The 22,135-nt window shown below is 64.8% G+C and carries 16 protein-coding genes and 1 pseudogene; 13 read left to right on the top strand and 4 right to left on the bottom strand.

What is annotated here, in order from left to right; translation table 11 throughout:
* The first annotated feature begins 16 nt into the window (after positions 1-16).
* From CK218_RS04900 to CK218_RS04855, 10 genes are all read left to right on the top strand, one after another.
* The gene (locus CK218_RS04900) at positions 17-706 is read left to right on the top strand and encodes a hypothetical protein (RefSeq protein WP_095827041.1); all 690 of its coding nucleotides are present in this window, start codon (positions 17-19) and stop codon (positions 704-706) included.
* A complete protein-coding gene (locus tag CK218_RS04895; protein ID WP_095827040.1) occupies positions 703-1,032 on the top strand; it encodes a hypothetical protein in 330 nt (109 codons plus the stop codon). The genes CK218_RS04900 and CK218_RS04895 overlap by 4 nt, the downstream gene beginning before the upstream one ends.
* An 84-nt stretch (positions 1,033-1,116) precedes the next feature.
* Positions 1,117-2,013, top strand: a complete 897-nt coding sequence (locus tag CK218_RS04890; RefSeq protein WP_095776254.1) for a glutamine amidotransferase family protein — start codon at positions 1,117-1,119, stop codon at positions 2,011-2,013.
* Positions 2,014-2,017: 4 nt separating this feature from the next.
* A complete protein-coding gene (locus tag CK218_RS04885; RefSeq protein ID WP_095827039.1) occupies positions 2,018-2,749 on the top strand; it encodes a GXGXG domain-containing protein in 732 nt (243 codons plus the stop codon).
* Between the two features lie 6 nt (positions 2,750-2,755).
* Positions 2,756-4,084 (top strand): FMN-binding glutamate synthase family protein, encoded by a 1,329-nt coding sequence (locus tag CK218_RS04880; protein WP_095827038.1) that lies wholly within the window; start codon positions 2,756-2,758, stop codon positions 4,082-4,084.
* Between the two features lie 37 nt (positions 4,085-4,121).
* Positions 4,122-5,429: a type III glutamate--ammonia ligase gene (gene glnT, locus CK218_RS04875; protein WP_066988949.1), complete on the top strand. Its 1,308-nt coding sequence runs from the start codon at positions 4,122-4,124 to the stop codon at positions 5,427-5,429.
* A gap of 70 nt (positions 5,430-5,499) precedes the next feature.
* On the top strand, positions 5,500-6,753 hold the full coding sequence (locus tag CK218_RS04870) for a sarcosine oxidase subunit beta family protein (RefSeq protein ID WP_095827037.1): 1,254 nt from the start codon (positions 5,500-5,502) through the stop codon (positions 6,751-6,753).
* 10 nt (positions 6,754-6,763) lie between these two features.
* Complete coding sequence (locus tag CK218_RS04865; protein WP_095781790.1) at positions 6,764-7,039, top strand: sarcosine oxidase subunit delta; 276 nt, start codon at positions 6,764-6,766, stop codon at positions 7,037-7,039.
* Positions 7,039-10,020: a sarcosine oxidase subunit alpha gene (locus CK218_RS04860; protein ID WP_095827036.1), complete on the top strand. Its 2,982-nt coding sequence runs from the start codon at positions 7,039-7,041 to the stop codon at positions 10,018-10,020. Before CK218_RS04865 ends, CK218_RS04860 begins: the two co-directional genes overlap by 1 nt.
* The gene (locus tag CK218_RS04855) at positions 10,013-10,639 is read left to right on the top strand and encodes a sarcosine oxidase subunit gamma family protein (RefSeq protein WP_095827218.1); all 627 of its coding nucleotides are present in this window, start codon (positions 10,013-10,015) and stop codon (positions 10,637-10,639) included. The genes CK218_RS04860 and CK218_RS04855 overlap by 8 nt, the downstream gene beginning before the upstream one ends.
* Before the next feature lie 102 nt (positions 10,640-10,741).
* Here the strand turns inward: CK218_RS04855 and CK218_RS04850 are convergent, their stop codons facing one another.
* The 4 genes and pseudogenes from CK218_RS04850 to CK218_RS04835 form a co-directional block, all read right to left on the bottom strand.
* Complete coding sequence (locus tag CK218_RS04850; RefSeq protein ID WP_095827035.1) at positions 10,742-13,891, bottom strand: efflux RND transporter permease subunit; 3,150 nt, start codon at positions 13,889-13,891, stop codon at positions 10,742-10,744.
* Positions 13,892-14,133: 242 nt separating this feature from the next.
* A complete protein-coding gene (locus CK218_RS04845) occupies positions 14,134-15,300 on the bottom strand; it encodes an efflux RND transporter periplasmic adaptor subunit (RefSeq protein WP_095827034.1) in 1,167 nt (388 codons plus the stop codon).
* Between the two features lie 54 nt (positions 15,301-15,354).
* Complete coding sequence (locus CK218_RS04840; RefSeq protein ID WP_095781792.1) at positions 15,355-15,960, bottom strand: TetR family transcriptional regulator; 606 nt, start codon at positions 15,958-15,960, stop codon at positions 15,355-15,357.
* A gap of 397 nt (positions 15,961-16,357) precedes the next feature.
* Positions 16,358-17,996: pseudogene (locus CK218_RS04835) on the bottom strand (acyl-CoA synthetase).
* Between the two features lie 203 nt (positions 17,997-18,199).
* Here CK218_RS04835 and CK218_RS04830 point away from each other — a divergent pair.
* The 3 genes from CK218_RS04830 (at position 18,200) to CK218_RS04820 (ending at position 22,132) form a co-directional block, all read left to right on the top strand.
* On the top strand, positions 18,200-19,165 hold the full coding sequence (locus tag CK218_RS04830) for a sugar-binding transcriptional regulator (protein WP_095827033.1): 966 nt from the start codon (positions 18,200-18,202) through the stop codon (positions 19,163-19,165).
* Positions 19,166-19,248: 83 nt separating this feature from the next.
* Positions 19,249-21,303, top strand: a complete 2,055-nt coding sequence (locus CK218_RS04825; protein ID WP_095827032.1) for a bifunctional aldolase/short-chain dehydrogenase — start codon at positions 19,249-19,251, stop codon at positions 21,301-21,303.
* Between the two features lie 214 nt (positions 21,304-21,517).
* Positions 21,518-22,132: a hypothetical protein gene (locus CK218_RS04820; RefSeq protein ID WP_095827031.1), complete on the top strand. Its 615-nt coding sequence runs from the start codon at positions 21,518-21,520 to the stop codon at positions 22,130-22,132.
* The last annotated feature ends 3 nt before the right edge of the window (positions 22,133-22,135 follow it).

Here is a 22,135-nt window from a genome sequence, read left to right as displayed (position 1 = left end):
GTCTTGGCGTGTCGAGATGTCTGAGTTGACGTCAGTCTTGTTTGCCGGGGCGATCGTATTTGCGGTCGTCCTTCACCTTGCCTGGCTTGCGCGCTCCAGCCGCAACAGGGCCAGGGCGGCGCTCGCCGACGACGAGGCCGCCATCCGCGCCGTTATTCGCGACGCGATCGACGTCTCCGACGGCGCGGCCGGCGTCGCTACCTGGGCGGGTTCGCACAAGGGCGAGCGAGCGCAGGTGCGTACCATCGTTGACACGCTCGCGACCAGAAAGCTTCCCGCGCGCTGGCTCAGCGTGTCGATCACCGAGCCGGTGGCGGTGCCGGGCGTTTTCGACATGATGATGCGGCCGGGATCGCCGACGAGCTTCTCCAATTTCGACCATCTCGAACACACGCTGCCGAAGACGGCGGCGTTCCCCGACGAGGCGGTGCTGCGGACAGACCGCAAAGGCATCGTCTTCCCGCAGGAGGTGATCGCCGCGCATGCCGGGATATTCGGCGAAAGCCGCGCCAAGGAATTGCTGATCACGCCGAAGGGCGTGCGCATCGTGTGGCTGCTGGCCCAGGCCGATCGGGCGCGCTACGGTGTGTTCCGGCAAGCCGCTTTCGGCGACGCGAGGCTCGATCCGGCAGTGATCGAAAAACTGCTCGAAGCCGCATCCTCGATTCGCGACGCGATCAACCAGTGCGAAAGGCAGGCCGCATGAGCAACGCCACCGAACCCGCCGCCCGGCCTTCGAACCCTTATTTTGTCCTGGCCTCCGCGATCGTCCTGCCGGGCAGCGGACATGTCATGCTCGGCTTGCCGGCGCGCGGCCTGCAGTTCCTGTTCTTCATGGTGATCCTCGGGTGGGTCACGACCAAGGTGGCGCTGGCGGATGCCAGCTTCATCGGTCGCCACGCCGGCGGGTTCCTGATCTATTCGCTGTCGATCCTCGATGCCTACAGGATAGCGCGCATTCGCCACGCGATATGGACCCACGGCCATCCGGACGGCGACAACGCTACAAGCGGCGCGAAGGCGGATATATAATGAGAGGAAAATTTCTTTCATACCATTGAATTCGCGAATTTCATTCGGTACACCATCTGGAAGCCACAAACGTCGGAGGCTGACATGTGCGGAATCGTCGGACTTTTCCTCAAGGACAAGACGCTGGAGCCGAAGCTCGGCGCGATGCTGTCGGAGATGCTGATCTCGCTCAGCGACCGCGGTCCGGACAGCGCCGGCATCGCCATCTATGGCGCGGCGACCGGCAATGAGGCCAAGATCACCGTGCAGTCGCCGAAACCCGAGCGCGATTTCCGCGGCCTCGACGTCGAGCTCGCCAAGGCGGTCGGCGCGCCGGTGAGCGTCGCGGTGAAGTCGACGCATGCGGTTATCCGCACCACGCCCGACAAGGTCGACGCCGCGCGTGAGGCGCTGCAGTCGCTTCGGCCCGATATCCGCATCATGGGCGCCGGCGAAGCGGTCGAGATCTACAAGGAAGTCGGCCTGCCGGCGGCCGTCGTCGATCGCTTCGACGTGCGCTCGATGACCGGCACGCATGGCATCGGCCATACCCGCATGGCGACGGAATCGGCGGTCACTACGATGGGCGCGCATCCCTTCTCGACCGGCGCCGACCAGTGCCTGGTGCACAACGGTTCGCTCTCCAACCACAACAATGTCCGCCGCGAGCTGGTGCGCGAAGGCATGACCTTCGAAACGGAGAATGATACGGAAGTGGCGGCCGCCTATCTCTCCAACAGGATGGCGCATGGCAAGAATCTCGGCGAGGCGCTCGAAGGCACGCTCTCCGACCTTGACGGCTTTTTCACCTTCGTCGTCGGGACCAAGAACGGCTTCGGCGTTGTGCGCGATCCGATCGCCTGCAAGCCGGCCGTGATGGCCGAGACCGACCAGTATGTCGCGTTTGGCTCGGAATATCGCGCGCTCACCAAATTGCCCGGCATAGACAATGCGAGGGTCTGGGAGCCGGAGCCCGCAACGGTCTACTTCTGGGAGCATTGAGTTCATGCCTGCAACACCCATGCCGAAGGCACATCGCGAGCAAGGCCATGCGAGGGTCTTCGACCTCGCAGAACAGTCGCTGCGCGAGCTGAACCAGGCGCTTCATCAGGTGACCCCCGGGTCGAACGAAACTGCCTGGGAAGTGCTCAACCCGAAAGGCAGCCATTCGGTCGCCGTCGGCGTCGACCATCCGATCAGCATCGATGTGCGCGGCAGCGTCGGCTATTACTGCGCCGGCATGAACGATGGTGCCGCGATCACCGTGCATGGCTCGGCCGGCCCCGGCGTCGGCGAGAACATGATGTCCGGCTCGATCGTGGTCAAAGGCGATGCCAGCCAGTATGCCGGCGCCACCGGCCGCGGCGGCCTCTTGGTCATCGAGGGCAATGCTTCCTCGCGCTGCGGCATCTCGATGAAGGGCATCGATATCGTCGTGCACGGCAATATCGGCCACATGTCGGCCTTCATGGCGCAGTCCGGCAATCTGGTGGTGCTGGGCGATGCCGGCGACGCGCTGGGCGATTCCATCTATGAGGCGCGGCTCTTCGTGCGCGGCAAGGTCGAAAGCCTGGGTGCCGACTGCATCGCCAAGGAGATGCGGCCCGAGCACATCGAACTGCTGCAGGGCCTGCTCGACAAGGCCGGCGTCACCGACGTCAAGGCTTCGGAGTTCAAGCGCTACGGCTCGGCCCGGAAGCTCTACAATTTCAATATCGACAACGCCGACGCGTATTGAGGCAAGATGACCTACCGCAACCCGCCAACGACGCCACGCAAGTCCGCGACCTTCGACGACTACACGCTTTCCGAGATTCGCCGCGCAGCAGCGACCGGCAACTACGATATCCGCGGCGCCGGCGCTAAGCGCAAGCTGCCGCATTTCGACGACCTCCTGTTCCTCGGTGCCTCGATCTCGCGCTATCCGCTAGAAGGCTATCGGGAGCGCTGCGATACCAGCGTGGTGCTCGGTTCTCGTCATGCCAAAAAGCCGATCGAGCTGAAGATCCCAATCACCATTGCCGGCATGAGCTTCGGCTCGCTCTCCGGTCCGGCCAAGGAAGCGCTCGGCCGAGGCGCGACGCTTTCCGGCACCTCGACCACTACCGGCGATGGCGGCATGACCGAGGAAGAGCGCGGCCATTCGAAGACGCTGGTCTACCAATACCTGCCTTCGCGCTACGGCATGAACCCGCGCGACCTGCGCCGTGCCGATGCGATCGAAGTTGTCGTCGGACAGGGCGCCAAGCCCGGCGGCGGCGGGATGCTGCTGGGACAGAAGATCTCCGACCGCGTCGCCGAGATGCGCACGCTGCCCAAGGGCATCGACCAGCGATCGGCCTCGCGCCATCCCGACTGGACCGGCCCCGACGATCTCGAGATCAAGATCCTGGAGCTACGCGAGATCACCGACTGGGAGAAGCCGATCTACGTCAAGGTCGGGGGCGCCCGTCCTTATTACGACACCGCGCTTGCGGTGAAGGCCGGCGCCGACGTCGTCGTGGTCGACGGCATGCAGGGGGGCACCGCCGCGACCCAGGAAGTATTCATCGAGAATGTCGGTCAGCCGACGCTCGCCTGCATCAGGCCGGCGGTGCAGGCGCTGCAGGACCTCGGCATGCACCGCAAGGTGCAGTTGATCGTCTCCGGCGGCATCCGCAACGGCGCCGATGTCGCTAAGGCGCTGGCGCTCGGCGTCGACGCGGTGTCGATCGGCACCGCCGCACTCGTGGCGCTTGGCGACAACGACCCGCGCTGGGAGACGGATTACAACGCGCTCGGCACCACGGCCGGCGCCTATGACGACTGGCACGAAGGCAAGGACCCGGCCGGCATCACCACGCAGGATCCCGAGTTGATGAAGCGCGTCGATCCGATCGCCGCCGGTCGGCGGCTCGCCAACTACTTGAAGGTGATGACGCTCGAGGCTCAAACCATTGCCCGCGCCTGCGGCAAGAACAGCCTGCACAATCTCGAGCCCGAGGACCTGGTCGCGCTCAGCATCGAAGCAGCCGCCATGGCCGGCGTGCCGCTTGCCGGCACCAACTGGATACCGGGGAAGAACGGCTTCTAGGACACACCATCCAGGATCACATAAGCGAGGAACTATAATGGGGAACGATCTCGCCGCATTCGCCAAGGAGAACGGCGTCAAATACTTCATGATCTCCTACACCGACCTGTTCGGCGGGCAGCGTGCCAAGCTGGTGCCGGCGCAGGCGATCGCCGACATGCAGAAGGACGGCGCCGGATTTGCCGGCTTCGCCACGTGGCTCGATCTCACGCCGGCGCATCCCGACATGCTGGCGGTGCCGGATCCGGATTCGGTGATCCAGCTGCCGTGGAAGCCGGAGGTCGCCTGGGTGGCCGCCACCTGCGTGATGGACGACAAGCTCGTCGACCAGGCGCCGCGCAACACGCTGAAGCGCCTGATCGAAGAGGCCGCCCGCGACGGCATGCATGTCAAGACCGGCATCGAGGCCGAGTTCTTCCTGATCTCGCCGGACGGCAGCGCTATCTCCGACCAGTACGACACGGCGTCGAAACCCTGCTACGACCAGCAAGCGGTGATGCGCCGCTACGACGTGATCGCCGAGATCTGCGACCATATGCTGGCGCTGGGCTGGGGTCCGTACCAGAACGACCATGAGGACGCCAACGGTCAGTTCGAGATGAACTGGACCTTCGATCACGCGCTGGCGACCGCCGACAAGCACTCTTTCTTCAAGTTCATGGTCAAGTCAGTTGCGGAAAAGCATGGGCTGCGCGCGACTTTCATGCCCAAGCCCTTCCAGGGCCTGACCGGCAATGGCTGCCATGCGCACATCTCGGTGTGGGACGAGACCGGCAAGACCAATGTCTTCGCCGACAATTCGGAGGAGCTCGGCCTGTCCGCCAAGGGCAGGAACTTCCTCGGCGGCATCATGAAGCATGCTTCGGCACTTGCCGCGATCACCAACCCGACGGTCAATTCCTACAAGCGCATCAATGCGCCGCGCACCATTTCGGGCGCGACCTGGGCGCCGAACACCGTGACCTGGACCGGTAACAACCGTACGCACATGGTGCGCGTGCCGGGACCGGGCCGCTTCGAGCTGCGTCTGCCGGACGGCGCCGCCAATCCCTATTTGCTGCAGGCAGTGATCATCGCTGCCGGCCTCGACGGCATCCGCTCGAAGGCCGATCCCGGCAAGCGCTACGACATCGACATGTACCAGTTCGGTCATACCGTGACGGATGCGCCGAAACTGCCGCTCAACCTGCTCGATGCGCTGCGTGAGTTCGACAAGGACAAATCGCTGAAGGCGGCGCTGGGTGAGGAATTTTCGTCGGCATATCTAAAGCTGAAGCAACAGGAATGGAATTCCTATGCTTCGCACTTCACGCAGTGGGAGCGCGACCACACGCTGGACATCTAAAGCCCGTCGGCCGTGCAATCCGATGCGATAGAGAAGAGTCGGCGTGGGCGAGCGGCCTCGGAATGATTTCATGAAATACTCGATCTTCTCGCTCGCCCGTGCCGCCCTCTCCGGCCACAAGACCTGGAAGCCGACCTGGCGGGACGCGGCGCCGAAGGATCGCTACGACGTGGTGATCATCGGCGGCGGCGGGCACGGGCTGGCGACGGCCTGGTTCCTCGCCAGCGAGTTTGGCATCCGCAACGTCGCCGTGCTGGAGAAGGGCTGGATCGGCTCCGGCAATGCCGGCCGCAACACCACCATCATCCGCTCCAATTACGGCCTGCCCGGCAACACCGGCTTCTATGAACTGTCGATGAAGCTGTGGGAGCGGATGGAGCAGGATTTGAACTACAACGCGATGGTCAGCCAGCGCGGCGTCATCAACCTCTACCATTCCGACGCGCAGCGCGACGCCTTTGCCCGACGCGGCAACACCATGCGCATCAACGGGATTGATGCCGAGCTGCTCGACCAGGCGGCGCTCAGGAAGATGATGCCGTTCCTGAACTTCGACAATGCGCGCTTCCCGGTGCAGGGCGGGCTCTTGCAGCGGCGCGGCGGCACGGCGCGTCACGATGCCGTGGTGTGGGGCTATGCGCACGCGGCGAGCGAGCTCGGCGTCGACATCATCCAGAACTGCGAAGTCACCGGCTTCCTGCGCGACACCAACGGCAAGGTCTCCGGCGTCGAGACCTCGCGCGGCCGGATCGGCGCCGGCAAGGTCGGCATGGCGGTCGCGGGCAGTTCCTCACGCGTCGCGGCGATGGCCGGACTGCGCCTGCCGATCGAGAGCCATGTACTGCAGGCCTTCGTCTCCGAAGCGATCAAGCCGCTCCTGCCCAACGTCATGACCTTCGGCGCCGGGCATTTCTATGTCAGCCAGTCGGACAAGGGCGGGCTGGTCTTCGGCGGCGACATCGACGGCTACAACTCCTATGCCCAGCGCGGCAATCTGCCTGTCGTGGAGGATGTCTGCGAAGGCGGCATGGCGCTGATCCCGATGATCGGCCGCGTGCGGCTCCTGCGCCAATGGGGCGGCATCATGGACATGTCGATGGACGGCTCGCCCATCATCGACAAGAGCCCGGTCGACGGCCTCTATCTCAATGCCGGCTGGTGCTATGGCGGCTTCAAGGCGACGCCTGGCTCCGGCTTCGTCTTTGCCCATCTCATCGCCCGCGATCAATCGCACAAGGAAGCCGCCCGCTTCCGCCTCGACCGGTTCCAGCGCGGCGCCATGATTGACGAGAAGGGCCAGGGCGCCAAACCGAACCTCCATTGAAGACCCGACCATGCGCATAGTCTGTCCCTTCTGCGGCGAACGCGAACTCGGCGAGTTCACCTATCTCGGCGACGCCAAGCCGCAGCGCCCGCCTGCCGATGCCGGTGAAGACGCCGTCTACGACTACGTCTACCTGCGCGACAACATCGCCGGTGTGATGAGCGAGCATTGGTATCACGGCGGCGGCTGCCGGGCCTGGCTGAAGGTCACGCGCAACACGCTGACGCATGAGATTTCGGCTGTCGAGCCGGCGGCGGGCGCCGGCTCCGCCAAGGTTGGTGCTTGATGCGCGGCAACCAGGCAAACCGTCTGGCCGCCGGCGGCCTTATCGACCGCTCGACGCCGCTGAGCTTCCGCTTCGACGGCAAGACACTCTCCGGCTTCCAGGGCGATACGCTTGCCTCGGCGCTCGTCGCCAACGGCGTCAAGCTGGTCGGCCGCTCGTTCAAATATCACCGCCCGCGCGGCATCCTGACGGCGGGTTCGGAAGAGCCCAACGCGCTGGTCGAGCTGCGCAGTGGCGCAAGGCGCGAGCCGAACACCAAGGCAACGACCGCCGAGCTCTATGAAGGGCTCGAGGCCGCCAGCCAGAACCGCTGGCCGTCGCTCGATTTCGACGTCATGGCGGTCAACCGGCTCTTCGCGCCGATTTTCGTCGCCGGCTTCTACTACAAGACCTTCATGTGGCCGGCGAAGTTCTGGGAAGCGATCTACGAACCGGCGATCCGCCGCGCCGCCGGCCTCGGCCGCGCGGCGGGCATTCCCGATCCCGATCGCTATGACAAAGCGTGGGCGCATTGCGACGTGGCGGTCGCCGGCTCCGGTCCGGCCGGCCTGGCGGCGGCGCTTGCCGCCGCGCGCTGCGGCGCGCGCGTCATCCTGTGCGAGGAGGATTTTGTCCTCGGCGGGCGCTTGCTGGGCGATGGCGGTACGATCGACGGGCTGCCGGCGGCCGAATGGATTGCCCGTACCCTGGACGAACTCGCGGCGATGCCGGATGTTCGCATCATGACGCGCACGACGCTGTTCGGCGTCTATGACGGCGGTACCTATGGCGCGATCGAGCGCGTCAACGATCATCTGCCGGTACCGCCGGAACATCAGGTGCGCCAGCGGCTTTGGCGTATCGTCGCCAAGCGCTGCGTCGTCGCGGCGGGCGCGATCGAACGTCCCATCGTCTTCGCCGGCAACGATACGCCTGGCGTGATGATGGCGTCGGCCATGCGCAGCTACATCAACCGCTACGCCGCTGCACCGGCGCGACGTATTGCGCTGTTCACCAACAATGAGGATGGCTGGCGCACCGCGGAGGCTGCGATCGCAGCCGGACTGCAGGTCGCTGCGGTGATCGATGGGCGGCCAGACGCTTCGCCGGCCCGTCGCTCGCTGGCCGGCAAGGGCGGCTTCCCGGTGCTCAACGGCTCAGTCAGCGGCGTCGACGGCGGCAAGAGCGGTGTGCGCAAGATTTCCGTGTCGCTGACCGGCGGCGCGCGCGCCGAAGTCGAGGCCGACGGGCTTGCCGTCTCCGGCGGCTGGAACCCTGTGGTCGGCCTCACCTCCCATCATCGCGGCCGGCCGAAATGGCGCGACGATATCGCCGCCTTCGTGCCGGACGGCGCGCCGCCCGGCATGGTGGCGGCAGGCGCGGCGAACGGCGCCTTCGGCCTTGGCGCCTGCCTGCGGGAAGGTTTCGAGGCAGGTGTTGCAGCGGCGCGCGATGCGGGACGGAGCGGCAGTCCCGGATCGGCGGCGATCGCCGACGACGAGGCCTTTTCGCTGACGCCGCTCTGGCATGTCGCGGGCAAGGGCAAGGCCTTCGTAGACCAGCAGCATGACGTGACGGCTTCCGATGTCGAGCTGGCGCAGCGCGAGGGTTTCGAGTCGGTCGAGCATCTGAAGCGCTACACGACGCTCGGCATGGCGACCGACCAGGGCAAGACCTCGAATGTCGCCGGCCTCGCCATCATGGCGGCGGTATCGGGTAAATCCATTCCCGAAACCGGAACGACGATCTACCGGCCGCCTTATGTGCCGGTCGCCATCGGCGCCTTCGCCGGTCCCCATCGCGACGAGAATTTCCATGCGACGCGGCTGACGCCGTCGCATCACTGGGCGGCCGAACAGGGCGCGGTGTTCGTCGACACCGGCCTGTGGAAGCGCGCGCAATGGTATCCGTTGCCCGGCGAAAAAGACTGGCTGGAATCGGTGACCCGCGAGGTCAAGGCGGTGCGAAGCGGCGTCGGCTTCTGCGATGTCTCGACGCTGGGCAAGATCGACGTGCACGGCCCGGATGCCGGCGCCTTCCTGGACCGCGTCTATATCAACGCGTTCTCCAGCCTCGCAGTTGGCAAAGCGCGTTATGGACTGATGCTGCGCGAGGACGGTGTCGTCTATGACGACGGCACCACCTCGCGCCTGGCCGAGGACCATTATTTCCTCACAACCACCACCGCCAAGGCTGGGCTGGTGATGCAGCATCTCGAATTCTGCCGCCAGGTCCTGTTCCCCGAACTCGACGTGCAGCTGACCTCGGTCTCCGACCAGTGGGCGCAATTCTCCATCGCCGGTCCGAAGACCCGCGATCTGCTGAAGGAGATCGTCGATCCGGCCGAGGACCTGTCGAACGAAGGCTTTCCGTTCATGGGCGCGCGCGAAGTCAAGCTGCGCGGCGGCCTCAAGGCGAGGCTGTTCCGGATCTCCTTCTCCGGCGAGATGGCGTTCGAGATTTCGGTGCCGGCGCGCTACGGCGAGGCTCTGGTGCGCAACCTGCTGATCGCGGGAAAGCCGTTCGGCGTGACGCCTTACGGCACCGAGGCGCTCGGCGTGATGCGCATCGAAAAGGGCCATGTCGCCGGGCCGGAGCTCAACGGCACCACAACGGCTGCCGATCTCGGTCTCGGCAAGATGATGTCGACCAAGAAGGATTTCATCGGCCGCGTCATGGCCGGCCGCGAAGCACTCGTCGCGCCGAACCGGCAGGTGGTCGTCGGCATCAAGCCGACCGACAAGGCGCGCCGCCTACGCTCCGGCGCGCACATCGTTCCCAAGGGCGAGACCCCCGGACCAGACAACGACCAGGGCTATGTAACCTCGGTCTGCTTCTCGCCGGTGCTCGACCAGTGGATCGGGCTCGGCCTCGTCGAGCGTGGCCGTGCGCGCATCGGCGAGATCGTGCGCGCGCATGATCCGCTGCGTGGCGAGGAGTACGATGTCGAGCTCTGCAATTCCGTCTTCTACGATCCGGATGGAGGGCGCCAGCGTGGCTGATTTTTCCTGGAACATCCGCAGCCCGCTCGAGCGCGCCCTGGTCGCCGGCCGTTATGGCGCGCCGGGCGAAGCCGGCGTGTCGCTGACCGAGATCCGCAATTTCGACCTCGTTCAGGTGATGGCGCGGCGCGGCAAGGCGGCCGAGACGGTCAATGCCGCGAAGACTCGCTTCGGCGTCGGCGCGCCGGAAACACCCGAGGCGGTCGACACGACCGACGCGACGCTGATCTGGTCGGGACCGGACCAGTTCCTGGTGCTGTCGAGAGGCGGCGGGCATAGGATGGAGACCCTTGCCCCGGTGTTTGCCGGTTTGGCCTCGCTTTCCGATCAAGCGCATGCGCGCGCATTGATCAGCGTTTCCGGCGACAAGGCGCGCACGCTGCTGGCCAAGCTGTCGTCGATCGACCTGCACCCCGAAATATTCCCGGTCGGCACGGCAGCCGCCACCTCGATCGACCATACCAGCGTGACGCTCTGGCGCGGGAAGAACCGACAAGACGGCCAGGCCGTGTTCAACCTCTTGGTATTCGCAACCTTCGCCGAAAGCCTGTGGCACACGATGCTCGACTCGGCCGCGGAGTATGGCGTGACGATCGCGCATTCCGAGGAATTGGCGTAGGCGCCTCGCCGAGCGCGCCGCGGCGGCGAGAGGCGTTCTTTCGATGCGCATCATCCGCCACCGGCTTTCGCCGATGGCGGATGATTCGAGGTTGCCACCTTCTTATTCCGCAGCCAGCGCCAGCTGCGGTCTTTCGATGCCTTCGACCTGTTCCGGCTCCTGCGCCTGCTCGCCTGTCTTGGCCGTCTTGGGCTCGCGGCCGAAGAACAGGGCATAGCCCGCCGGCAGCACCAGGATGGTGAGCACGGTGGCGACGAGGATGCCGCCCATCATGGCGTAGGCCAGAGGCCCCCAGAACACGGCGCGCGAGATCGGGATCAGCGCAAGCACCGCGGTCAGCGCCGTCAGCATGATCGGGCGGAAGCGGCGCACCGCAGCGCCGACGATCGCTTCCGATCGATCCATGCCGGCGGTGATGTCTTGGTCGATCTGGTCGACCAGAATGATCGAGTTTCGCATGATGATGCCGAGCAGCGCGATGACGCCGAGGATGGCGACAAAGCCGAACGGCGCGCCGCTGATCAGCAGGGCTGCCGCGGCGCCGATGATGCCCAGCGGGCCGGTGGCCAGCACCAGCATCGACTTGCCGAAATGCTGCAGCTGGACCATCAGCAAGATGACGATGACGGCCAGCATGATCGGTGCCTTGGCGGCGATCGAGGCCTGGCTTTCGGCCGAGTCCTCCGCGCCGCCCTGGATCTCGATCTTGTAGCCGGGGGCAAGGCCGGCGCGCAGGTCCTTCATGTCGTTGTACATCTTGGTGACGACGTCGTTCGACTGCACGCCATCCGGCAGCGTGGCGCGCACGCTGATGGTCGGCAGACGGTCGCGCCGCCACTCGATGCCCTGCTCCATCACGGGCACCACTTTCGCCACCTGGGACAGGGGCACGGAGCCGCCGAAGTCGGTCGGGATGTAGACGGAGTCGACCGAGGACAGCAGATGACGGGTCGCCTCCGGCTCCCGGACGACGATCGAGACCGTCTCTTCGCCGTCGCGGAAATCGTCGAGCGGCGCACCGGACATGGTTGCCTGCAGCATCTGGCGAATGCGCTGCGATGTGACGCCTAGTGCCCGGGCTCGGTCCTGGTCGATCACCAGCTTCATCGCCGGCACCGGCTCCAGCCAGTCGTCATGGACGGCGCCGAGCAGCGGGTTTGCTTCGAACCTTGCCTTCACCTCGTCGGCGATGCGGCGCACCTCCTGGCGATCCGGCCCCATGATGCGCATTTGCACCGGCCAGCCGGTCGGCGGCCCGAGGAACAAACGATCGACCTTGGCGCGGATCGACGGGAAGTCCTTGGCGAGGATGCCTCGCATCTTGACGATCAGCCGCTCGCGCGCCGGCTCATCCTTGGCCATCACCAGAAGCTGGGCAAAGTTCGGATTGCGAAGCTGCTGGTCGAGCGGCAGGAAGAAGCGCGGAGCGCCCTCGCCGATATAGGTAGCGATGAAGCGCTTGTCCTGGTCGTCCATCATCTTCGCTTCGAGCGCCTTGGCTTGGTTCTCGACTTCCTTGATCGAGGTACCTTCCGGCAGCCAGAGATCGACCAGAATTTCCGGACGTGACGACTGCGGGAAGAAGTTCTGCGGGATGAACTGGAAGGCCCAGAGGCTGGTGCCGAAAGTGACCAGCGTCATCGCCAGCACGATGATGCGGTGGCGCACGGCCCAGGTGACCGTCGCACGCAGCCGCCGGTAGAAGCCGGTGTCGAAAACGTCGTGGTGGGTGCCGGCGTGCTTGCGCTGCTTCAGGATCATGTAGCCCAGCCACGGCGTGAAATAGACCGCGACGAACCACGACACGACCAGTGCGATGCCGACGACATAGAACAGCGTGCGCACATATTCGCCCGCGGTGGAGGCCGCGAAGCCGACCGGGATGAAGCCGGCGGTGGTGATCAGCGTGCCGGTCAGCATCGGGAAGGCGGTCGAGGAATAGGCGAAGCTCGCCGCCTCGATCTTGACCAGCCCCTCCTCCAGCTTGCGCTCCATCATCTCGACGACGATCATGGCGTCGTCGACCAGCAGACCGAGCGCGATGATCAGCGCGCCGAGCGAGATGCGCTGCAGGTCGATGCCGATCTCGTACATGATGGCGAAGGTGGCGGCTAAAACCAGCGGGATGGCGATCGCGATCACCAGGCCGGAGCGCCAGCCGATCGACAGGAACGAGACGACGAGAACGATCAGCAACGCTTCGCCGAGCGCCTCCATGAATTCGTTGACGGCATCCTTGACCACCTCCGGCTGGTCGGAGATCTGGTCGACCGCAACGCCATAGGGCAGACCTTCCTCGAAGCGCTTGTAGGTCGCCTCGACATCCTTACCGACGTCCCTGACATTGAAGCCCTTGGCCATGACGACGCCGACCTGGACGCTTTCGTGGCCGTTGAAGCGGTACTTGCGCTCATAAGGGTCCTCGAGGCCGGAAGAGACCGTGGCGATGTCGCCAAGACGCGTCACCTGATTGCCGGCGCGCAGCCTCAGCTCGCGGATATCGGCGGCCTTGGTGACGTCGCCCTCGACCGAGATGCGAACCGAGCGCAGGCCGGTATCGACCGAGCCCGCCGGATCGACGGCGTTCTGCCCTTTCACGGCATTCTGCAGGTCAAGCACCGTCAGGCCGCGCTCGGCGAGCGCCTTGGAGGACACATCGATATAGATCTTCTCGGGCTGGTCGCCGATGATGACGGCCTTTTCGACGCCCGGCGTCGCCAGCAGCATGTCGCGCGCCTGAACGGCGAATTTCTTCAGCTCGGGATAGGTGAAGCCGTCGCCGCTGATCGAATGCAGCGTGATGAAGGTGTCGCCGAACTCGTCGTTGAAATAGGGGCCGAGCAGGCCCTGCGGCAGTTCGTTGGCGATATCGCCGACCTTCTTGCGCACCTGGTAGAAGGCATCCTTCACCTCCTCGGCGTTGGTGTCGCCCTTTACCTGGAGCGTGATAATGGCGCTGCCGGCGCGGGTGTAGGAGCGGACAAAGTCGAGATGCGGCGTCTCCTGCAGCTTGCGCTCGATCTTGTTGACGACCTGGTCTTCCATGTCCTGGATCGAGGCGCCCGGCCAGACTGCCTGCACGACCATGACGCGGAAGGTGAAGTCCGGGTCTTCCTTCTGGCCCATGCGCATCAGGCCGAGCGCGCCGGCCAGGATGATGAGGCCGAACAGGAAGCGCGCGATGCTCGGATGCCCGATCGCCCAGCGCGAGAGATTGAAGGGACGCTTTTCAGTGCTGCTGTCCGTGGTCATGGCGCAGGTCCAGTCCAATTGGCGGCAAGGCAGGATGCCTTGCGGCTCATGAGTTCTCGGTGGGCTTCCGGGCGGCGAGCACCTCAAGCGGAGAGAGACTCGCAATCGCGCTCGACGCGGCCGTGGTGCGGGGGATACCAATGCAGCGTCTCGTCGATCGGGCGATTTCGCCGCCCGGAACCCATGCCCTGCCCGGCTCGCGGCCCGCGCAGCGAGGTCGGGAAAGGCGTTCTTTCGCCTGGTTAGCGCAGGCTGCTGGTGGCGGCGACGTCATCCTCCGCCGAGGCGGACTGCTGGGCGTCATCGCCGGAAGGCTTCACTTTCAGATTGTCGGTCATGAACTGTGTGCCGGCGGCCACCACCACGTCGCCCTGCTTCAGGCCTTCGGCAACGGCAACGCCGTCGGCGGTGAAGTTCGCCACCTTGATCGGGCGCGGATGCACCGTGTCGGACGCGCGGTCGACCGTCCAGACGATGTGCTTGCCGTCCTTCTCAGCCATCGCGGTCAGCGGGATAGACACCAGCTGCGCCTTGCTGCCAACGATCGCCGCGACATTGGCGGTCATGCCGAGCAGCACCCGCGGATCGTTGGGCAGCGACACCCGGACCGCGAAGGTGCGCGACTGCGGGTCGGCGCTGCCGGCCACCTCGCGGACCTTGCCGTCAAGGGTCAGCGCCTCGTCGGACCAGAAGCTCGCCTTGACCTCCTTGCCCGGGCGGAAGCCGGCGATGTCCATTTCCGGCACCGCGATCAGCACTTCCTTCTCACCGTCGACGGCAACCGTCATGACCGGCGTGCCGGCGCCGACCACCTGACCGATATCGGCCGAGATGGCGGTGACGATGCCGGCCTTGCTGGCCTTGAGATCGGTGTAATGGACCTGGTTCTGCGCCTGGGCCAGGGTCGAACGGGCGGCATCGCGGGTCGCCACGGCCTGATCATAGCTCAGAACGGCCTGATCGAGCTGCGACTTAGGCGCGAAGTTCTTGGCATAGAGCTGCTCGGCGCGCTTCCTGGCGAGATCGACGGTCTCGACCTGCCGCTCGGCGGCGTCGAGGCTCGCCTCGGCGCTCTTCACCGACAGCTCGTAGTCGGAGGGGTCGACGCGGGCAAGCACGTCGCCTTCGTTGACATGCTGGCCGATGTCGACGAGACGCTCGGTGACCTTGCCGGCGATGCGGAAGCCGAGATTCATCTCGGTGCGGGCGCGCACTGAACCGGAATAGTCGAGCTGGCGCGTGGTCTCGGCCTCGCCGATCTCGACGACCTTCACCGGCCGGATGACTTCCTGGGCTTCCGCTTTCTTCTCTTGGCTGCAGCCGGCAAGCCCGAGCGCCGCGACAACGACGCCGACGACTGGGAGGCCGGCGGCCGGCAGCCTGCGGAGGATGGAACTGGACAAAGACACCTTAGCACTCCCGAACTGGAGATAAACGTCGACCGGCACCCGGCGGGGCAGCGGCTATTTCAAGGCTCTGATTGCGTAGTCGATGAGGTCGTCCGGCATTGCCCGGTTGGTCTTGGCAAGGCACTGAGCGACCATCTGCGGATGGCATAGGATGACGGTGGAGGCGCCGAAACAGCGCGAGGCGATCACCGGGTCCTGCTTCCTGAACTCGCCGGCCTCTATGCCGTCGCGGATGACGTCGGCGAGCAGGTCGTGGATGCGGTCGACATGCTTGTCGATGACGCCCCAGTCGCGCTCGAGCGCGACGATCACCATCTCATGCACCTTCTGGTCGTCGAGCATGACTTCCAGCGTCATCTTGTACTGGGCGTGAACGTAACGGCGCAGCCGCTCCTCCGCGCTGATCGGCAGGCGCGAAATCTCGTAGGCCATCGCGTAGCTGGCGCCGAGCATGCGGCCGCAGACGGCCTGGTGGATTTCGACCTTGGAGGCGAAGAAGCGGTAGATGTTGGCCGGCGACATGCCGAGATCGCGGGCAATGTCGGCAACGTTGGTCTTGCCGTAGCCGTAATGCCGGAACAGGCGCTCGGCACAGTCGAGAATGCGCGTCACATTCTCCTGTCTGGCGGGGTCGGCCACGATGTTGGCGGCTTCTGACATGGTGCTTTCGATTTACGAGTGATGAATTTCAATTTTCGTCACTCGTAAATCGAAAGCAGCGAAGAGTCAACGCGGAATCGATATACGCGTACAAAATGGTGACAGATGGTGACAGATGCGAGGGTGGGCGTGGGTCACACTGACGACTAGCCATTGACGCCTGTGGACGTCGTCATCCACGGGCGGAGCAAGGAGCGAAGCGACACGCGCAGACCCGAGGATCCGTTCCGTGACTTATGTCAAAGAATGAAACGGTATCAATATGTTACGCCAATATACATCTGACGTCCACCTGCCAGCTATTCTCAACCGCTGGGACATGGCCGCATGGTCACGGAATGGATCCTAGGGTTGCCGCGACGTCGCTTCGCGACTGCTCCACCCTAGGATGACGAACTCAGAGGCCCTTCGCCATTTCCCTCAACCTGAACTTCTGGATCTTCCCCGTAGACGTCTTCGGAATGTCGGCGAACACCACCGCCTTCGGGACCTTGAAGCGGGCGAGCAACCCACGGCAATGCTCGATGATCTCGGCCTCGGTCGCAACCTTGCCGGCCTTCAGCTCGACATAGGCGACAGGCACCTCGCCCCATTTCTCATCTGCGCGGGCAACCACTCCGCAGGATGCGACGGACTGATGCTTGTAGAGCGCGTCCTCGACCTCGATGGACGAGATGTTCTCGCCGCCCGAGATGATGATGTCCTTGGAGCGGTCCTTGAGCTGGATGTAGCCGTCCGGGTGCATGACACCGAGATCGCCGGAGTGGAACCAGCCGCCGGCAAAAGCCTCGTCGGTGGCCTTGCGGTTCTTCAGGTAGCCCTTCATGACGATGTTGCCGCGGAACATGACCTCGCCGATAGTCTGGCCGTCGGCCGGCGTCTCGGCCATCGTCTCGGGGTTGATCACGGTCAACCCTTCCAGCGCGGCATAGCGCACACCCTGGCGCGCCTTCATCGCCGTCCTCGGGCCCTTCTCCAGCTCGTCCCACTCATTGTGCCATTCGTTGACGACGGCCGGCCCATAGGTCTCGGTCAGGCCGTAGAGATGGGTGACGGCGAAGCCAGCATCGGCCATGCCGGAAAGCACCGCCTCGGGCGGCGGCGCGGCGGCCGTGTTGAAGGTGACGGTCTGGGCGAACTGGCGCTTGTCCTCGTCTTTCGCGTTGATCAGCACCGACATGACGATCGGCGCGCCACAAAGATGTAACGCGATGGTCGGCGATGGCGTCATAGATCGGCTTTGCCCGTACCCAGCGGAGGCAGACATGGGTGCCGGCTTGCACGGCGAGCGTCCAGGGAAAGCACCAGCCGTTGCAGTGGAACATCGGCAGCGTCCAAAGATAAACGGCGTGCTTGGCCATGCCCGCATGGATGGTGTTGGTGTAGGCCATCAGGGCGGCGCCGCGATGGTGGTAGACGACGCCCTTTGGATTGCCGGTCGTGCCGGAAGTATAGTTGAGCGAGATGGCGTCCCATTCGTCGTCGGGCATCGACCATGCAAAAGCCTCGTCGCCGCCGGCGACGAAGTCCTCATAGTCGAGCGAGCCGATCCGCTCGCCCTTCGGATAGGGCGCATCGGCGGCGTAGTCGGGGTCGTCATAGTCGATGACCAGTGGCTTGGCCTTGGCCGATGCCAGCGCCGCCCTGACCACGCCCGAGAACTCGCGGTCGACGATGAGCACCCTGGTGTCGGCATGGTCGAGCTGGAAGGCGATGACCGCGGCATCGAGGCGGGTGTTCAGCGAATGCAGCACCGCCTTCACCATCGGCACGCCGAAATGCGCCTCCAGCATCGGCGGCGTGTTCGACAGCATCACCGTTACCGTATCCCCCTTGCCGATGCCATGCCTCGACAGCGCCGAGGCGAGCTTCAGCGACCGCCGCCAGAAATCGCGATAAGAGATGCGCTGGCTGCCGTAGATGACGGCGACATGGTCGGGATAGGTCTTGGCCGCCCGCTCAAGGTAGGTGAGCGGCGTCAGCGGCTGGTGGTTGGCGGCGTTCCGTTCGAGATCCTGTTCGTAGGGATTGGCCATCCCATCCTCCCCAAAAGTCTTTTCGAGCTTTCTAACCGCAGGCCCGCGATCATGCCATCCCCCTGAATGACCGGGAAATGCTATGACATGAGCGCTCGGTAGAATGGCTGCCCCGATCATGCCGGCGCCGGAGGACGGATAACCCAGCCGGCTGGATTTGACTTTTGTCGAGAGCCGTGACTAATGTCAGCCGAGGAGGCGGCATGGCGATCCGACCGGCAGAACAGCTCATCCACAAGGCCGCCTGGCTTTACTATGCGCATGGCCTTCGCCAGGACGAGGTGGCGAACCAGCTCAAGATTTCGCGCGCATCGGTCGCCATGTATCTTCGCAAGGCGCGGGAGACCGGCATCGTCAACATCTCGACCTCGACGCAGCTTTTCACCGACGATGTCATGGCACGCAGGCTGGAGGACGCCTTCAAGCTCGACGCCGTCTGGATCGCGCCGGAAAACGCCTATGTCGCCGACCCGTCGACCGACATCGCCGTCCTGGCGGCGAGCGTCTTCCTGGAACTGGTGAAGAAGGGCGACCGCATCGGCGTCGCCTGGGGCCGCACGGTCTACACCATCGCCGACATCATGTCCTATGCCGATCTGCAGGACGTCACCGTGGTGCAGCTCTGCGGCAATCTCGGCGCGCCCTATTCCTACCGACCCGATCAGTGCACGATGGAGATCGCGCGGCGGCTGAACGCCAAGGGTCTGAATTTTTACGCGCCGCTGGTGCTGTCCACGGAAGAATTGGCAGAGGGCCTGCGCGCCGAGCCGGTGATCCGCGACCAGCTTGCCGGCATCAGCGACTGCGATCTCGCGCTCTATTCCGTCGGCGCCGTGGACGCCGACAGCCATCTGGTCAAATGCGGCGCGCTGACGCCGGCCGAAATGGCCGCGCTCCGCAAGGAAGGCGCGGCCGGCGTCATCGCCGGACAGATCATCGATGCAAGCGGCGAGGCGCTCGACTGCAGCTACAACCGGCGGGTCATTTCCGCCGAGCTCGCCTCGCTGCGCGCCATCGGGAAGCGGCTGATGGTGGTGCAGGAGGACAGCAAGTTCGAGCCGCTGCTGGCCGCAATCGGCGGCGGACTCTGCACCCATCTGGTGGTCGGCGCGCATATGGCGGGGCGCCTTCTCGATCACGCCGGCGCGGTCAGCAAAAAGGCCTCGTAGGAACCACCCTCGCCGCTTCTGTCATCAAGACGTCGCGGCTTCCTGTTCATGAGCAGACAAAATACGGAATCGGACGGAACGACATGAAGAACCTTTGGAACGACGCCGACGCGGAAAAGATGGTTGCCGACTACGCGAGGAAGGGCTTCCGCCGCGACCTTGCGCTGCGCGTCTATACGACCCGCCTGCTCGGCGGCGAGCCGCGGCTGGTGCTGCATGGCGGCGGCAATACCTCCTGCAAGACTAAGGCCACCGATCTGGTCGGTGACGAATGGGACGTCCTCTGCGTCAAGGGCAGCGGCTGGGACATGGCCGTCATCGAGCCGCAAGGCTTGCCGGCGGTGAAGATGGGCGGGCTGCTCAAGGCGCGCGCCCTGGACACGCTCTCCGACGAGGACATGGTGGCGCTGCAGCGTTCCAATCTCATCGACCCCGCCTCGCCGAATCCATCGGTCGAGACACTCCTGCACGCCTTTCTGCCGCTTAAATTCGTCGACCATACGCATTCGACCGCGATCCTTGCCATCGTCGACCAGGAGAACAGCAAGGCGCTGGTGAAGACGGTGTTCGGCGACAAAATCGGCTACGTGCCCTACATCAAGCCGGGCTTCGAGCTCGCCAAGGTCGCGGCAGACGTTTTTGACACCGACCCCAGCGTCGAAGGCCTGATCCTCGACAAGCACGGCATCTTCACCTTCGGCGACGATGCCAGGCAGGCCTATGACCGCATGATCCACTATGTGACCATCGCCGAGGACTATATCGCCAAGAACGGCAAGCCGCAGGCGACCAAGGCGGCGCTGCCGGCAAAGCTCGCCAAGGCGAGCGACATCGCGCCGACTGTGCGCGGCGCTGTCGCAGTGGCGCGCGGCGAAGGCCGCTTCGACCGAATGATCAGCGATTTCCGCACCTCGGATGCGATCGTCGATTTCATCAATTCGGCCAGGATCGCCGAGCTGGCCGGACGCGGCGTGTCGACGCCCGATCTGTCGATCCGCATCAAGACCGGGCCGATGGCGGTCCCGGCTCCCGACGCCGACAAGCTCGGCGACTACAAGGTCGCCGTGCGTGGTCATGTCGAGGCTTTCGCCAAGGACTACCGCGCCTATTTCGAGACCAACGACGCGCTGGATGACGTCAAGCGCACCATGCTCGACCCGATGCCGCGGCTGACGCTGGTGCCGGGTCTCGGCATGTTCGGCCACGGCCGCACGCTGAAGGACGCGAAAATCGCCTCCGATATCGGCGAGATGTGGATCGAGGCGGTGCGCGGCGCGGAAGCCATCGGCAATTTCCAGCCGCTCTCCAAGGCCGACCTCTTCCCGCTCGAATACTGGTCATTGGAGCAGGCCAAGCTCGCCTCGAACAAGCCAAAGCCGCTGACCGGCCAGGTGGCGTTGATCACCGGCGGCGCCGGGGCGATCGGCGCCGCGACGGCGAAGCTGTTCGCCGCAAACGGTGCGCATGCGGTCATCGTCGATCTCGATCCGGCCAAGGCCGCGGAAGCGGCAAAGGCGGCGGGTAACAATTCGATCGGGGTCGGCGCCGACATCACCAGCCCGGCCGAGGTGCGCGCCGCCTTCGACAAGGCGGTCGCGGTCTATGGCGGCGTCGACATCCTGGTCTCGAATGCAGGCGCGGCCTGGGAAGGCCGGATCGGCGAAATCGACGACGCGCTGCTGCGCAAGAGCTTCGAGCTCAACTTCTTCGCCCACCAGTCGGCGGCGCAGAACGCGGTGCGCATCATGCTCGAACAGGGCACGGGCGGCGTGCTTCTGTTCAACACCTCCAAGCAGGCCGTCAATCCCGGGCCGAAATTCGGCGCCTACGGCCTTCCCAAAGCGGCGACGCTATTCCTGTCGCGTCAGTATGCCCTGGACTACGGCGCCTACGGCATCCGCTCGAACGCGGTCAACGCCGACCGCATCCGGTCCGGGCTTTTGACCGATGCCATGATTGCCAACCGCTCGGGCGCGCGCGGTGTCTCGGAAAAGGAATACATGTCCGGCAATCTGCTCGGCCAGGAAGTGACGGCCGACGACGTGGCGCAGGCCTTCCTGCATCAGGCGCTGGCCGAACGCACCACCGCCGACGTAACGACGGTGGACGGCGGCAATATCGCCGCGGCGCTGCGCTGAAGAAACAGGAGATCTCTCTGAGCGGCCCGTCGCTTTCCCAGAACGACGGGCCGCTCTCTCCGTGTCGCGACCCAGGTCAGGACTGAAGCCCATTTCACGTCTGCTGGAAAACTGCTCCAACCGGTCAAAATCCGCGCAAATCTTTTGCTTATTGCTCGAACAGCTTTAAGGGGTGCCTTGCGCCTCGCTTGCGGGACACAAGGCTGGAGCCGCTATGCAATCCAGGGAAGTGCCTTATTTCAGCCAGTGGGAATCGCCCGGCATGACTTTGCCGCTGTTGGCGGAGGGACCATCGGCTCTGCACCGCGACCCGATGTGGCGCAATTCCGGCGCCGAGACGATTGAGGATTATGCACGCTGGGCCGTGAATGCCTGCGGCATGGCCTGCCTGAAGATGATCCTTGCCGCGCGCGGCGAAATTCATCCGACGCTTGAGCTCGCCCGCGCCTGTACGGCCTATGGCGGCTATGTCGTCAATGAAGGCGACGGTACGATCAAGGGACTGATCTACGAGCCCTTCGTCCGGTTCGTGCGCGAACGTTTCGGCCTGTTCGCCGAGACGGTGACGAATGTCGATGCGGCCACGGTGCCCGGTCTTCTTTGCAAGTGGCGCTACTTCATCGCCTCGGTTCACCCAGGCATCCGCTGGCCCGAGCGCGAGCCGCCGTCGAAAGGCGGGCATCTGGTGCTGGTGACGGCCGCCTCGCCAGGCGAAATCCGCTTCCACAACCCTTCCGGACACGACAGGCAGAGCCAGGCGGACGTCACGCTGCCGCTCGCCAGTTTCGACCGCTTTTTCGCCCGGCGCGGCATAGCCGTCGGTTTTTGATCC

Source organism: Mesorhizobium sp. WSM3879, assembly GCF_002294915.1.
Classification (GTDB): domain Bacteria; phylum Pseudomonadota; class Alphaproteobacteria; order Rhizobiales; family Rhizobiaceae; genus Mesorhizobium.
Note: the sequence above shows the minus strand (reverse complement) of the source record. Positions and strands in the feature narration are given on the sequence as shown.

Coding starts and splice junctions, on each gene's coding strand:
- CK218_RS04840 (WP_095781792.1), bottom strand. CDS start 15,960: ATGTCAGAAGCCGCCAACATCGTGGCCGACCCCGCCAGACAGGAGAAT.
- CK218_RS04885 (WP_095827039.1), top strand. CDS start 2,018: ATGCCTGCAACACCCATGCCGAAGGCACATCGCGAGCAAGGCCATGCG.
- CK218_RS04860 (WP_095827036.1), top strand. CDS start 7,039: ATGCGCGGCAACCAGGCAAACCGTCTGGCCGCCGGCGGCCTTATCGAC.
- CK218_RS04825 (WP_095827032.1), top strand. CDS start 19,249: ATGAAGAACCTTTGGAACGACGCCGACGCGGAAAAGATGGTTGCCGAC.
- CK218_RS04880 (WP_095827038.1), top strand. CDS start 2,756: ATGACCTACCGCAACCCGCCAACGACGCCACGCAAGTCCGCGACCTTC.
- CK218_RS04865 (WP_095781790.1), top strand. CDS start 6,764: ATGCGCATAGTCTGTCCCTTCTGCGGCGAACGCGAACTCGGCGAGTTC.
- CK218_RS04890 (WP_095776254.1), top strand. CDS start 1,117: ATGTGCGGAATCGTCGGACTTTTCCTCAAGGACAAGACGCTGGAGCCG.
- CK218_RS04820 (WP_095827031.1), top strand. CDS start 21,518: ATGCAATCCAGGGAAGTGCCTTATTTCAGCCAGTGGGAATCGCCCGGC.
- CK218_RS04870 (WP_095827037.1), top strand. CDS start 5,500: ATGAAATACTCGATCTTCTCGCTCGCCCGTGCCGCCCTCTCCGGCCAC.
- glnT (WP_066988949.1), top strand. CDS start 4,122: ATGGGGAACGATCTCGCCGCATTCGCCAAGGAGAACGGCGTCAAATAC.
- CK218_RS04850 (WP_095827035.1), bottom strand. CDS start 13,891: ATGACCACGGACAGCAGCACTGAAAAGCGTCCCTTCAATCTCTCGCGC.
- CK218_RS04830 (WP_095827033.1), top strand. CDS start 18,200: ATGGCGATCCGACCGGCAGAACAGCTCATCCACAAGGCCGCCTGGCTT.
- CK218_RS04900 (WP_095827041.1), top strand. CDS start 17: ATGTCTGAGTTGACGTCAGTCTTGTTTGCCGGGGCGATCGTATTTGCG.
- CK218_RS04895 (WP_095827040.1), top strand. CDS start 703: ATGAGCAACGCCACCGAACCCGCCGCCCGGCCTTCGAACCCTTATTTT.